General features: G+C 69.9%; 12 protein-coding genes and 1 pseudogene. 4 read left to right on the forward strand and 9 right to left on the reverse strand.

Annotated features, from left to right (window positions below):
• Positions 1-6: 6 nt before the first annotated feature.
• Together argH and OH735_RS06380 are read right to left on the reverse strand one after the other, a co-directional pair.
• On the reverse strand, positions 7-1,446 hold the full coding sequence (gene argH, locus OH735_RS06375; RefSeq protein WP_406380199.1) for an argininosuccinate lyase: 1,440 nt from the start codon (positions 1,444-1,446) through the stop codon (positions 7-9).
• Positions 1,447-1,534: 88 nt separating this feature from the next.
• Positions 1,535-2,728, reverse strand: a complete 1,194-nt coding sequence (locus OH735_RS06380) for an argininosuccinate synthase (RefSeq protein WP_406380201.1) — start codon at positions 2,726-2,728, stop codon at positions 1,535-1,537.
• 235 nt (positions 2,729-2,963) lie between these two features.
• Between OH735_RS06380 and OH735_RS06385 the strand changes: the two genes are divergently transcribed.
• Positions 2,964-3,620, forward strand: a complete 657-nt coding sequence (locus OH735_RS06385; protein ID WP_406380203.1) for a pyridoxamine 5'-phosphate oxidase family protein — start codon at positions 2,964-2,966, stop codon at positions 3,618-3,620.
• Positions 3,621-3,630: 10 nt separating this feature from the next.
• Positions 3,631-4,332 carry a L,D-transpeptidase gene (locus OH735_RS06390; protein WP_406380205.1) on the forward strand — a complete coding sequence of 234 codons (702 nt, stop codon included), beginning with the start codon at positions 3,631-3,633 and terminating at the stop codon, positions 4,330-4,332.
• Between the two features lie 49 nt (positions 4,333-4,381).
• Here OH735_RS06390 and OH735_RS06395 read toward each other — a convergent pair whose 3' ends face one another.
• The 6 genes from OH735_RS06395 to OH735_RS06420 all read right to left on the reverse strand — a co-directional run bounded on the left by OH735_RS06395 (position 4,382) and on the right by OH735_RS06420 (position 11,133).
• On the reverse strand, positions 4,382-4,918 hold the full coding sequence (locus OH735_RS06395; RefSeq protein ID WP_266745179.1) for an arginine repressor: 537 nt from the start codon (positions 4,916-4,918) through the stop codon (positions 4,382-4,384).
• A gap of 10 nt (positions 4,919-4,928) precedes the next feature.
• Entirely contained in the window at positions 4,929-6,125 is a 1,197-nt protein-coding gene (locus OH735_RS06400) for an acetylornithine transaminase (RefSeq protein ID WP_406380207.1), read from the reverse strand.
• Positions 6,122-7,024 carry an acetylglutamate kinase gene (argB, locus tag OH735_RS06405; RefSeq protein ID WP_406380209.1) on the reverse strand — a complete coding sequence of 301 codons (903 nt, stop codon included), beginning with the start codon at positions 7,022-7,024 and terminating at the stop codon, positions 6,122-6,124. The genes OH735_RS06400 and argB overlap by 4 nt, the downstream gene beginning before the upstream one ends.
• Positions 7,021-8,175 (reverse strand): bifunctional glutamate N-acetyltransferase/amino-acid acetyltransferase ArgJ, encoded by a 1,155-nt coding sequence (gene argJ, locus OH735_RS06410; RefSeq protein WP_406380210.1) that lies wholly within the window; start codon positions 8,173-8,175, stop codon positions 7,021-7,023. Before argJ ends, argB begins: the two co-directional genes overlap by 4 nt.
• Positions 8,172-9,200: an N-acetyl-gamma-glutamyl-phosphate reductase gene (argC, locus tag OH735_RS06415; protein WP_406380212.1), complete on the reverse strand. Its 1,029-nt coding sequence runs from the start codon at positions 9,198-9,200 to the stop codon at positions 8,172-8,174. Before argC ends, argJ begins: the two co-directional genes overlap by 4 nt.
• 136 nt (positions 9,201-9,336) lie before the next feature.
• Positions 9,337-11,133 (reverse strand): glycoside hydrolase family 15 protein, encoded by a 1,797-nt coding sequence (locus OH735_RS06420; RefSeq protein WP_406386439.1) that lies wholly within the window; start codon positions 11,131-11,133, stop codon positions 9,337-9,339.
• A gap of 237 nt (positions 11,134-11,370) precedes the next feature.
• Here OH735_RS06420 and OH735_RS06425 point away from each other — a divergent pair, with 237 nt between their 5' ends.
• A complete protein-coding gene (locus OH735_RS06425) occupies positions 11,371-11,868 on the forward strand; it encodes a peptidylprolyl isomerase (RefSeq protein WP_266745184.1) in 498 nt (165 codons plus the stop codon).
• Positions 11,869-12,009: 141 nt separating this feature from the next.
• A complete protein-coding gene (locus OH735_RS06430) occupies positions 12,010-12,753 on the forward strand; it encodes a Clp protease N-terminal domain-containing protein (protein ID WP_406380214.1) in 744 nt (247 codons plus the stop codon).
• Positions 12,754-12,756: 3 nt separating this feature from the next.
• Here the strand turns inward: OH735_RS06430 and OH735_RS06435 are convergent.
• Positions 12,757-13,365: pseudogene (locus OH735_RS06435) on the reverse strand (histidine phosphatase family protein).
• Between the last annotated feature and the right edge of the window lie 56 nt (positions 13,366-13,421).

A 13,421-nucleotide genomic window follows, 5' to 3' on the forward strand; every position in this document is an offset into this window, starting at 1 on the left:
GCGCCGTCAGTTCTTCGCGGTGGCCCACGCCTGCTGGACGGCGAGGTCGGCCTTGACCTCGGCGAGCTGGACAGCGACGGCGGACGGGGCCGTACCGCCGCGACCACTGCGGGAGGCGAGGGCGCCGGGCACGTTGAGGACCGTGCGGACCTCGGGGGTGAGGTGCTCGGAGATCTTCGCGAACTGCTCGTCGGTCAGCTCGTCGAGCTCGATGCCCTGCTGCTCGCACGTCTTGACGCACTCGCCCGCGACCTCGTGGGCGACGCGGAACGGCACGCCCTGCTTGACCAGCCACTCGGCGACGTCGGTGGCGAGCGAGAAGCCGGCCGGGGCCAGCTCCTCCATGCGCGCGCGGTTGACGGTGAGGGTGGCCATCATTCCGGTGAAGGCGGGCAGCAGGACTTCGAGCTGGTCGCAGGAGTCGAAGACCGGCTCCTTGTCCTCCTGGAGGTCGCGGTTGTACGCGAGCGGGAGGGCCTTCAGCGTGGCCATCAGGCCCGTCAGGTTGCCGATCAGCCGGCCGGACTTGCCGCGGGCCAGCTCGGCGATGTCCGGGTTCTTCTTCTGCGGCATGATCGAGGAGCCGGTGGAGAAGGCGTCGTGCAGGGTGACGAAGGAGAACTCCTTCGTGTTCCAGATGATGACCTCCTCCGCGATCCGGGAGAGGTTCACGCCGATCATCGCGGTGATGAACGCGAACTCGGCGACGAAGTCGCGGGAGGCCGTGCCGTCGATGGAGTTGGCGACGGAGCCGTGCTCGAAGCCGAGGTCGGCGGCGACCGCTTCCGGGTCCAGCCCGAGGGACGACCCGGCCAGTGCGCCGGAGCCGTACGGGGAGACGGCGGTCCGCTCGTCCCACTGGCGCAGCCGCTCGGCGTCCCGGGACAGGGACTGCGCGTGGGCCAGGACGTGGTGCGCGAAGAGCACCGGCTGGGCGTGCTGCAGATGCGTACGACCGGGCATCGCGACGTCCGGGTGGGCCTCGGCGAGGCCGACCAGGGCGCCCTGGAGCTCGGCGATCAGACCGCCGATGATCCGGGCGTGGTCGCGCAGGTACATCCGGAAGAGGGTGGCGATCTGGTCGTTCCGGGACCGGCCGGCGCGCAGTTTGCCGCCCAGGTCCGGACCGAGGCGTTCCAGCAGGCCGCGCTCCAGCGCGGTGTGCACGTCCTCGTCGGCGACGGTGCCGGTGAACGAGCCGTCGGCGACGTCGGCTTCGAGCTGGTCGAGACCGGCGATCATGCGGTTCAGCTCGTCCTCGGTGAGCAGACCCGCCTTGTTCAGGACGCGCGCGTGGGCGCGGGAGCCGGCGATGTCGTACGGCGCGAGCCGCCAGTCGAAGTGGACGGAGGCGGACAGCTTGGCCAGCGCCTCGGCCGGACCGTCGGCGAAGCGGGCGCCCCAGAGGCGTACGTCGCTGTTGCCGTTGGCGTTGCCGTTGCTCACTGCGTGCTCCTCGGGAGAACAAGGGGGTGGATGTGCGACCGCCTCCCCGTGCGGAGGGCCGGGGAGGCGGTGACGTAACTACTGGGGGTCAGGCGAGGTCACGCTTCGCGGCGATCTTCGAGGAGAGGCCGAAGATCTCGATGAAGCCCTGCGCCTTGGACTGGTCGAACGTGTCGCCCGAGTCGTAGGTGGCGAGGTTGAAGTCGTAGAGCGACTGCTCGGACTTCCGGCCGGTGACGACGGCGCGGCCCGCGTGCATGGTCATCCGGATGTCACCGGTGACGTGCTGGTTGGCCTCGTTGATGAAGCCGTCCAGGGCGCGCTTGAGCGGGGAGAACCACAGGCCGTCGTAGACCAGCTCGCCCCAGCGCTGCTCGACCTGCCGCTTGTAGCGGGCCAGCTCGCGCTCGACGGTGACGTTCTCCAGCTCCTGGTGGGCGGTGATCAGCGCGATCGCACCCGGGGCCTCGTACACCTCGCGGGACTTGATGCCGACGAGCCGGTCCTCGACCATGTCGATCCGGCCGATGCCCTGGGCGCCGGCCCGCTGGTTCAGCTGCTGGATCGCCTGGAGGACGGTGACGGGCTTGCCGTCGATGGCGACGGGCACGCCCTCCTTGAAGGAGATGACGACCTCGTCGGCCTCGCGCGGGGTGGCAGGGTTCTCGGTGTACTCGTAGATGTCCTCGATCGGGGCGTTCCAGATGTCCTCCAGGAAGCCCGTCTCGACGGCCCGCCCGAAGACGTTCTGGTCGATGGAGTACGGGGACTTCTTGGTGGTCGCGATCGGGAGGTTCTTCGCCTCGCAGAAGGCGATCGCCTTGTCCCGGGTCATCGCGTAGTCACGGACCGGGGCGATGCACTTCAGGTCGGGGCCGAGCGCGGAGATGCCGGCCTCGAAGCGGACCTGGTCGTTGCCCTTGCCGGTGCAGCCGTGGGCGACGATGCCGGCGTTGTGCTTGTTGGCGGCGGCGACGAGGTGCTTGACGATGGTCGGCCGGGACAGGGCCGAGACCAGCGGGTAGCGGTCCATGTAGAGGGCGTTGGCCTTGATCGCCGGGAGGCAGTACTCCTCGGCGAACTCGTCCTTGGCGTCCGCGACCTCGGCCTCGACGGCACCGCAGGCGAGCGCACGCTTGCGGATGACGTCCAGGTCCTCGCCGCCCTGGCCGACGTCCACGGCAACGGCGATGACCTCGGCGCCCGTCTCCTCGGCGATCCAGCCGATGGCGACGGAGGTGTCCAGGCCGCCCGAGTAGGCGAGTACGACGCGCTCGGTCACGGGTTTCTCCTTACGGTGCAATCACTGATGGGTATAACTATGCAGTCCTCCGTATGCTTTGTCAAAGGCGCAGGTGAGAGCGGCGTGTCGAGACCGGGGCGGGAGCGGACGGTGGTCAGCGGCCACGACGGCTGCGAAGCGGTGCGGAGGCGGTGCCGGGCGGCGGGTCCGCACCAACGTCCCACCAGCCGAAATGCCCTCGGCCGCACCGGAGTTGGCGACGACAATGACCGCCATGGGAAAAACGTACGAGCGTATCGACGGACGGATCAGGACCTTCATCGAAGAGCAGCACATCTTCTTCACGGCGACGGCGCCCCTGGACGGCGAGGGCACGGTCAACCTGTCCCCCAAGGGCGTCAGCGGCTCGTTCGCCGTCGTCGACGAGCTGACCGTGGCCTATCTGGACTTCGCGGGCAGCAATGCCGAGACCATCGCCCATCTGCGCGAGAACGGCCGCATCACGCTCATGTGGTGCGCCTTCCAGGGGCCGCCGGACATCGTGCGGGTGCACGGTCGCGGCGAGCCGGTCTTCCGTGACGATCCGCGGTTCGGCCCGCTGCTCGGCCACTTCCCCGACGTGGACCCCGGCACGCACGGGCTGCGCGCCATCATCGTGGTCGTGGCCGAGCTGATCCGGGACACCTGTGGATTCGCCGTGCCCTTCATGTCGTACGACGAGGACCGGCCACTGCACGCGCAGCGCTTCGCCCGCGAGGACGACGCGTCGCTCAGTGGCTACTTCGAGAAGAAGGAGCACGTCGCGACGAGTATCGACGGGCTGCCGGGACTGCCGCTCCCACTGCCGGCCATGCCGGACGCGCCGGAGGCGTGGGACGGAATTGAGCCGTCCGGAGCAGCTCCGGAGGTGTCACCCGGCCGGACGGTCTAGCGTCCCTGGCATGCGCAGATCTCTGGTGGTCGGTTCGGTACTGCTCGCGCTGGCGGGCTCGGTCGCGGCCCGGCCCGCAGCGGCGCCGGCTCTCCCGGAACAGCTCGCCGACACCGGTGGCGGCACCCAGCTGATCACGGCCGAGGCACCGGCCGCGGGGTCCACCACGGGCACCGTCACCTGGTGGAATCTGCGCCGGGGCACCTGGGTGAAGGGCGGCTCCACCCCGGCCCGGCTCGGCGCGAAGGGCCTGGCCGAGGGGGCGTCGCGCAAGCAGGGCACCAACACCACACCCACCGGCCTGTACGACCTGCCGTTCGCCTTCGGCGTCAAGGCGGCGCCGGCCGGAACCGTCCACCCGTACCGCCGGGTCAACGACCGGTCGTGGTGGTGCCAGGACAACGGGGCGCGGTCCTACAACCGCTGGGTGGAGCCGCGGCCGGCGGACTGCCGGGCGGGCGAGGCGGAGCATCTGAGCGCGTATCCGACGCAGTACGCCCGGGCGCTCGTCATCGGCTTCAACTACGCGCAGCCGGTGCGGGGGCGCGGCGCCGGGATCTTCCTGCACGTCAACGGGCGTGGTGCGACCGCCGGTTGTGTGTCCGTACCGGCGGCCGCGATGGACCGGATCCTGGACTGGGTGGATCCGGCCCGCCGTCCGCACATCGCGATCGGGACCCGTTCGGGACCGACCGCGATCACGCGCTACTGAGACCGCGTTCCGGGCCGGCTCCGGCCCGCTCAGCGTTCTTCCGGCCCGCTCAGCGTTCTTTCTGGGCCAGTCGCAGCAGGTGGTCGGCGAGCGCCTGGCCGCCCGCCGGGTCACGGCTGATCAGCATGAGGGTGTCGTCGCCCGCGATGGTGCCGAGGATGTCGTGCAGTTCGGCCTGGTCGATGGCCGAGGCGAGGAACTGGGCCGCGCCCGGCGGGGTGCGCAGCACCACGAGGTTGGCCGAGGCCTCCGCCGAGATGAGCAGTTCGGCGGAGAGGCGTCGCATCCGCTCCTCCTTCGCGGACCCGCCCAGCGGCGCCTGCGGGGTGCGGAATCCGCCCTCGCTCGGCACCGCGTAGATCAGCTCGCCGCCGGTATTGCGGATCTTCACCGCGCCCAGCTCGTCCAGATCGCGGGAGAGCGTCGCCTGGGTGACGCTCAGCCCGTCGTCGGCGAGGAGCTTGGCCAGCTGGCTCTGCGAGCGCACCGGCTGCCGGTTCAGGATGTCCACGATCCGGCGGTGGCGTGCGGTGCGGGTCTGCGGCACGGACGGCCCGCCGTGCTCGGTCTCCTGCGCCTCGGTCATCGTCGTCGCCTCATTCTCCGGATCGTCCGTCCCCTTTTGCCGCGTCGAGAGCGCCCGGCAATGCCCGTAGGAACGCGTCCACCTCCGTGTCACCGATGATCAGCGGCGGCATGAGCCGTACGACATCGGGGGCGGGCGCGTTCACCAGGATTCCGGCTCCCTGAGCCGCCTGTTGCACCTGAGGCGCCAGTGGCTCGGTGAGCACGATACCCAGCAGCAGCCCGGAGCCGCGGACATGGGAGACCAGAGGGTGCCCGAGACCCTCCACTCCGTTCCGGATCTTCTCGCCGAGCCGCTTCACCCGGTCCAGGGCGCCGTCGGCCGCGAGGGTGTCCAGGACGGCGAGTCCGGCGGCGCAGGCGATCGGGTTGCCACCGAACGTAGTGCCGTGCTGGCCCGGCTTCAGCAGGTCGGCAACCGGACCGAACGCGACGGTCGCGCCGATCGGCAGTCCGCCACCGAGACCCTTGGCGAGGGTGACGATGTCGGGCTCGACGCCCTGGTGGGACTGGTGCTCGAACCACTGGCCGCAGCGGCCGATACCGGTCTGCACCTCGTCGAGGACGAGCAGGGTGCCGGTGGCCCGGGTGATCTCGCGGGCGGCCTCCAGGTAGCCCTTGGGCGGCACGACCACACCGTTCTCACCCTGGATTGGCTCGATGATCACCAGGGCGGTGTCGGTGGTGACGGCGGCCCGCAGCGCCTCGGCGTCCCCGTACGGGACATGGGTGACATCGCCGGGCAGCGGTTCGAAGGGCTCGCGCTTCTTGGGCTGGCCGGTGAGCGCGAGTGCGCCCATGGTCCGGCCGTGGAAGCCGCCGTCGGTGGCGACCATGTGGGTCCGCCCGGTCAGCCGGCCGATCTTGAAGGCGGCCTCGTTGGCCTCGGCGCCCGAGTTGGCGAAGTAGACCCTGCCCCCGCGGCCGAAGAGCTGGAGCAGCCGTTCGGCGAGGGCGACGGGCGGCGGCGCGATGTAGAGGTTGGAGATGTGGCCGAGGGAGGCGATCTGGGTGGAGACGGCCTCGACGACGGCGGGGTGGGCGTGGCCCAGCGCGTTCACCGCGATACCGCCGACGAAGTCGAGGTACTCGGTGCCGTCGGCGTCCCACACATGGGCGCCCTCGCCGCGGACGAGGGACAGCTGGGGGGTGCCGTAGTTGTCCATCAGCGCGTGGCTCCAGCGCTGCGAGAGCTCCTGGTTGCTCATGAATCCCCCTGCGCGTCGGGCACGACCATCGTGCCGATTCCCTCGTCGGTGAAGATCTCCAGCAGGATCGAGTGCTGGACGCGGCCGTCGATGACGCGGGCGGTCTCGACACCGTTGCGCACGGCGTGCAGGCAGCCCTGCATCTTCGGCACCATGCCGCTGGACAACTCCGGCAGCAGCTTCTCCAGCTCGGTGGCGGTGAGGCGGCTGATCACGTCGTCGCTGCTGGGCCAGTCCTCGTAGAGGCCCTCGACGTCGGTGAGGACCATCAGCGTCTCGGCGTTCAGCGCGGCGGCGAGTGCGGCGGCCGCGGTGTCGGCGTTGACGTTGTAGACGTGGTTGTCGTCGGCGGAGCGGGCGATGGAGGAGACGACCGGGATCCGGCCGTCGTCCAGCAGCGCCTGGATCGCCCCGGTGTCGATGGCGGTGATCTCGCCGACCCGGCCGATGTCGACGACTTCGCCGTCGATGGTCGGCCGGTGCTGGGTGGCGGTGATCGTGTGGGCGTCCTCGCCGGTCAGACCGACGGCGAGCGGGCCGTGCTGGTTGAGCAGGCCGACGAGCTCGCGCTGGACCTGTCCGGCCAGCACCATCCGGACGACGTCCATCGCCTCGGGCGTGGTGACGCGCAGACCGGCCTTGAACTCGCTGACCAGGCCCTGCTTGTCGAGCTGGGCGCTGATCTGCGGGCCGCCGCCGTGCACGACGACAGGCTTGAGACCGGCCTGGCGCAGGAAGACGACGTCCTGGGCGAAGGCCGCCTTCAGCTCCTCGTCGATCATGGCGTTGCCGCCGAACTTGATGACGACGGTCTTGCCGTTGTGCCGGGTCAGCCAGGGCAGCGCCTCGATGAGGATCTGCGCCTTCGGGAGTGCGGTGTGCTTCCGCGCCGGAGTCATGAGCTGTACGCGCTGTTCTCGTGGACGTAGTCCGCGGTGAGGTCGTTGGCCCAGATGACGGCCGACTCGGTGCCTGCCGCCAGGTCGGCGGTGATCCCGACCTCGCGGTAGCGCATGTCGACCAGGTCGCGGTCCTCGCCCACTCCCCCGTTCTTGCAGACCCAGACGCCGTTGATGGCGACATTCAGCTGGTCGGGCTCGAAGACGGCCTTCGTCGTACCGATCGCGGACAGGACGCGGCCCCAGTTGGGGTCCTCGCCGTGGATGGCGCACTTCAGGAGGTTGTTACGGGCGATGGAGCGGCCCACCTCGACGGCGTCGTCCTCGGTCGCGGCGCCCACGACCTCGATCCGGATGTCCTTGGAGGCACCCTCGGCGTCACCGATGAGCTGCCTGGCGAGGTCGGCGCAGACGGTCCGTACGGCCTCCGCGAACTCACCCTGCTCCGGGGTGATTCCACTGGCGCCGGAGGCCAGCAGCAGGACGGTGTCGTTGGTCGACATGCAGCCGTCGGAGTCGACCCGGTCGAAGGTGGTGCGGGTGGCGGCGCGCAGCGCGGTGTCCAGCGCCGGGGCGTCCACATCGGCGTCGGTGGTGAGGACGACCAGCATGGTGGCGAGGCCCGGGGCGAGCATGCCCGCGCCCTTGGCCATGCCGCCGACGGTCCATCCCTCGCCGCCCGCGACGGCGGTCTTGTGGACGGTGTCGGTGGTCTTGATCGCGATGGCGGCCTTCTCGCCGCCGTGCTCGCTCAGCGCCGCGGCGGCGGTCTCGATGCCGGGCAGCAGCTTGTCCATCGGGAGCAGCGTCCCGATCAGTCCGGTCGAGGCGACCGCGATCTCGCCTGCGCTGTGGCCGGGGAGTACCTCGGCGGCCTTCTCGGCGGTGGCGTGGGTGTCCTGGAAGCCCTGTGGGCCCGTACAGGCGTTGGCACCACCGGAGTTGAGCACGACGGCGCTGACTTCGCCGCCCTTCAGTACCTGCTCCGACCAGAGGACGGGGGCGGCCTTGACGCGGTTGGAGGTGAAGACGCCCGCGGCGGCGTGACGCGGACCGTTGTTGACCACGAGGGCCAGGTCCGGGTTACCGCTCTCCTTGATTCCCGCGGCGATGCCCGCCGCGGAGAACCCCTGTGCTGCCGTGACGCTCACGGTGCGACTCCGATCGTGGAAAGACCTGTGTCCTCGGGAAGTCCGAGGGCGATGTTCATGCTCTGCAGGGCGCCGCCGGCGGTGCCCTTGGTGAGGTTGTCGATGGCGCTGATGACGACGATCCGGGCCGCCGCTTCGTCGTACGCGACCTGGATCTGCACCGCGTTGGAACCGTGGACGGCCGCGGTGGCGGGCCACTGTCCCTCGGGGAGCAGGTCGACGAACGGCTCGTCGGCGAACGTCTTCTCGTACGCGGCGCGGAGGGATTCGGCGCTCACGCCCGGCTTCGCCTTCGCGCTGCACGTGGCGAGGATGCCGCGGGGCATCGGCGCCAGGGTCGGCGTGAAGGAGACGGTGACCGGTGCGCCGGCCGCCGCGCTGAGGTTCTGGATCATCTCGGGGGTGTGCCGGTGGCCCCCGCCGACGCCGTACGGGGACATGTTGCCCATCACCTCGGAGCCGAGCAGATGCGGCTTGGCCGCCTTGCCCGCCCCGGAGGTGCCGGACGCGGCGACGATCACGGCCTCGGGCTCGGCCAGCTGGGCCGCGTACGCCGGGAAGAGCGCGAGCGAGACGGCGGTCGGGTAGCAGCCGGGCACCGCGATGCGTTTGGAGCCCGCCAACGCCGAGCGCGCGCCCGGCAGTTCGGGCAGACCGTAGGGCCAGGTCCCGGCGTGCGACGAACCGTAGAACTTCTCCCAGTCCGCGGCGTCCTCGAGCCGGAAGTCGGCTCCCATGTCCACGACGAGCACCTCGTCACCGAGCTGCTCGGCGACGGCGGCGGACTGCCCGTGCGGAAGGGCGAGGAAGACGACGTCGTGCCCGGCGAGCACTTCGGCCGTGGTCGGCTGCAGCACCCGGTCGGCCAGCGGCCGCAGATGCGGCTGCAGCGCACCGAGCTTCTGCCCCGCGTTGGAGTTGGCGGTGAGGGCCCCGATCTCGACCTGGGGGTGGACCAGCAGGAGACGGAGCAGCTCCCCACCGGCGTATCCGCTCGCCCCTGCCACCGCTGCACGTACCACCATCGAAATCCTCCTCGTCGATGGCATGACTATACGCATTCCCGCACTTTTATGCAAAGACCGCGTGGCCCACCGCACTCACCCCATTACTGCTGGTTCATGGTTGGACATTGATTCATTTCCGTCCGTCGTCCAACGCCTAACCGAGCCTGCGGTCGAGATTGAATGCCGCGCTGATCAAGCCCAGGTGAGTGAAGGCCTGCGGGAAGTTCCCGCGCTGCTCCCCGGTGTGGCCGATCTCCTCGGCGTACAGGCCGAGGTGGTTGGCGTACGTGAGCATCTTCTCGAATGCGAGCCGGGCCTCGTCCAGGCGGCCGGCGCGGGTCAGCGCCTCGACGTACCAGAACGAGCAGATCGAGAACGTGCCCTCGTCGCCCCGCAGCCCGTCCGGGCTGGCCTGCGGGTCGTAGCGGTAGACCAGCGAGTCGGAGACCAGGTCCTCGCCCAGCGCGTCCAGCGTGGCGAGCCACCTCGGGTCGGTGGGGGAAATGAACTTCGCCAGCGGCATCATCAGCAGGGACGCGTCCAGGACGTGGCCGTCCTCGTACTGCACGAAGGCGTGCCGCTCGGCGGACCAGCCGTGGCGCATGATCCGGTGGTAGATCGTGTCCCGTGCCCGCCCCCAGCGCACGATGTCGGCGGGCAGGCCGCGGTGCCGTGCCAGCCGTATGGCGCGTTCGATGGCCACCCAGCACATCAATCGCGAGTAGAGGAAGTTCTTGCGCCCGCTGCGGGTCTCCCAGATCCCCTGGTCGGGCTGGTCCCAGTGGTCGCACACCCAGTCGATCAGCTCGGTGATCCTGTCCCAGTGCGCGCTGGAGATGGGCTGCCCCCACTTGTCGTAGAGGTAGAGGGCGTCGATGAGCGCCCCGTAGATGTCCAGCTGCAACTGGTCGACGGCGCCGTTGCCTACGCGTACGGGGGCCGAGCCCCGGTAGCCCTCGAGATGGGTCAGCTTGCGTTCGGGCAGCTCACGGCGTCCGTCGATGCCGTACATGATCTGCAGCGGGCTGGTGGGGCTGCTCGCGTCGATCGCTTCGAGGTGGACATGCTCGGAGAGGAAGCCCATGAACGCCTCGGCCTCGTCGGTGAACCCGAGCCTGAGCAGCGCATACACGCAGAACGCGGCGTCACGGATCCATACGTAGCGGTAGTCCCAGTTGCGCTCGCCGCCGATGCGTTCGGGGAGGCTGGTGGTGGGCGCCGCGATGATGGCCCCGGTCGGGGCATAGGTGAGCAGCTTCAGGGTGAGGGCCGAGCGGTGCACCATCTCCCGCCAGCGACCGCGGTACCGCGACTGGGACAGCCACCGCCGCCAGTATCCGACGGTGGAGTTGAACTGCTGCTCCGCCTCGGACAACGGGCAGAAGCGGGGTGCCACGTCGCCGCCGACCCGGTCGAGGGCGAAGACCGCGGACTCGCCTTCGTGCAGCTTGAACAGCGACCATACGTCCTGGCCGGCGACCTCGAGCGGCACACTCGACGTCAGCGCGAGAGTGAGGGAGGGCGATTCGAAAACCGCCTGGCCATGCTGTACGTGCACGGTGTGCGGCTGCGCCCCGTACTCGAAACGGGGGGCCACCCGGGCGCGGAACGGCAGAGATCCGCGGACGCACACCACGCGGCGGATCAGCCGGTGCCGGTCGGCCTCGCGCGAATCGTCGAGCACCGGCATGAAGTCCTGGACCTCGCCGACCCCGTCCTCCGCGAAGAAGCGGGTGATCAGCACATTGGTGTCGGGGAAGTAGAACTGCTTGGTACGCGCCGGAGCATCCGCCGCGAGTGCGAAGTACCCGCCACGGTCGGCATCGAGGATCGAGGCGAAGACACTGGGTGCGTCGAAGCGTGGACAGCAGTACCAGTCGATGGTGCCGTTGGTGTCCACCAGGGCCGCGCTGCGCAGATCGCCGATCAGGCCGTGCTCGGCAACCGGCAGATAGCGGGGCCCGCCGACACCCGGGGATGCGTCGAAAGCACCGAACGTCCCGGCGCTCGCATTGGCCTGAACAGTCACTTCGGACCTCCCTGAGCCTCCGCACCCCCTACTTCAGGCTAGCCAGTCGTCGGCACAAACGGGCACGGGCGTCGCGGCACCTGCCCCGTGACCATGTCGACGGGGCCGACACCATGCCCGCCCGTCGGCGCCGAGCGGATCGATGTCAGGATGGTTCCCATGACGAGCAAGGTTTATTTCGACATCACCATCAACGACGAGCCCGCCGGGCGGATCACGTTCAAGCTGTTCGACGACGTCGTCCCCAAGACGGCGGAGAACTTCCGTGCGCTGGCGACCGGCGAGAAGGGCTTCGGCTACAAGGGCTCCTCGTTCCACCGGATCATCCCCGACTTCATGCTGCAGGGCGGCGACTTCACCCGCGGCGACGGCACGGGCGGCCAGAGCATCTACGGCGCCAAGTTCGCCGACGAGAACTTCAAGCTCGCGCACACCAAGCCGGGCCTGCTCTCGATGGCCAACGCCGGCCCGAACTCCAACGGCTCGCAGTTCTTCATCACGACGATCGTGACGTCCTGGCTGGACGGCAAGCACGTGGTGTTCGGCGAGGTCGACAACCAGGAGAGCATGGACCTGGTCAAGAAGATCGAGGCCCTCGGTTCGCAGAGCGGCCGGCCCCAGGCGAAGGTCACCATCGCGGACAGCGGCGTCCTCTGACCCGCCCCCAAAACCGCTGAACGAGCGCGCCCCCGACGGTCTCCGTCGGGGGCGCGCTCCGTCGTTCCCGGCGGCCGGCCGGACCCGGTCCAATGTCAACCGAAGGTTGACATGCCCCTACTGTCAACCTAGGGTTGCCGCATGGAGAATCCCGTACGCATGACCCATCCTGTGCGCCTCGACGAGCTGATCGAGGCCATCAAGAAGGTTCACACCGACGCACTCGACCAGCTCTCCGACGCGGTCATCGCCGCGGACCACCTCGGGGACGTGGCCGACCATCTGATCGGGCACTTCGTGGACCAGGCCCGGCGCTCGGGCGCTTCCTGGTCCGACATCGGCAGGAGCATGGGGGTGACCCGGCAGGCGGCGCAGAAGCGGTTCGTCGCCAAGGATCCCGGCGAACTGTCCGACCTCGACCCCAGCCAGGGGTTCAGCCGCTTCACGGAGCGGGCCAGGAACGTCGTGATGGCCGCGCAGAACGAGGCCCACGCGGCGCGCAACAACGAGGTGGGCACCGGGCATCTGGTGCTCGGGCTGCTCAGCGAGCCGGAGGCGCTGGGCCCCGCGTTCATCAAGGCCCAAGGAGTCACGCTGGAGGCCGTCCGCCGGGCCGCGACCGAGTCGCTGCCGCCGGCCGTGGAGGGCGAACTGCCGGAACTCGTCCCGTACGACGCGGGGGCCCGCAAGGCCCTGGAGCTGACATTCCGCGAGGCCCTGCGGATGGGCCACAACTACATCGGCACCGAGCACATCGTGCTCGCCCTGCTGGAACAGGAGGACGGTGCGGGTGTGCTGACGGGTCTCGGCATCGACAAGGCGACGGCCGAGACAGCGATCGCCGAGGCCGTCACCCTCATCGCCGACTCGAAGAAGCAGGCATGACCGTCACGGCCGGTCCGGGCTGAGGTCAAAAAATCGGTCAGTGCACCCGGCTTCGAGTCGGAGGTTCCAGCGGCCCGGCATGCCGGTGAGCGTGACCGTGGACAGCGGCCGGACGTCGACGTTTCAGTATGTCGGCGGCGGGGCTTTGAGCGCGTGGACGAGGGCGGCCCGGACGCCCGCCGGTTCTGCGACGGCGACGATCGAGCCGTCACAGGCCGGTCGGGTGTCCAGTCGGCCGCCTGTCCGCGAGATGAAGGCGAGCAGCGGTTCACCGCCGTGCGGCGCGGAGCGCGGGTCCGCGAGCCGGGCGTCGACGGCCGCGGGTTCGCAGGCCGTGACGTCGGCGAGGGTGCAGCCCCGCCGACGGCCCATGTCGCAGTCGCGCAGGGCGGGCTGGACGAGCAGGGCGAAGCCGAGCGCGTCGCCGGTGGCGCGGCTGCGCGGGGTGGGTGAGCAGTAGCGCAGTTCGGCGGCGCCGAGGGGCATCAGGGTGTGCGCGGCGAGCTGCACCTCGTGCCGGCCTGCGTGGTCGAGCGGCCGGTCGTCGTCGAAGCGCTCGGCGAGCAGGGCCGAGCTGCGCGCCGCGGCGACGAGCGAGACTCGAACCGTCATGGCCGTGATCGTGGATCCGAACGCCACTCCGGTCAAGAGGGCCTCCACCGGCGCTG

Origin of the sequence: Streptomyces sp. NBC_01618 (assembly GCF_045209435.1) — a bacterium.
In the GTDB taxonomy this organism is placed as follows: Bacteria; Actinomycetota; Actinomycetes; order Streptomycetales; family Streptomycetaceae; genus Streptomyces.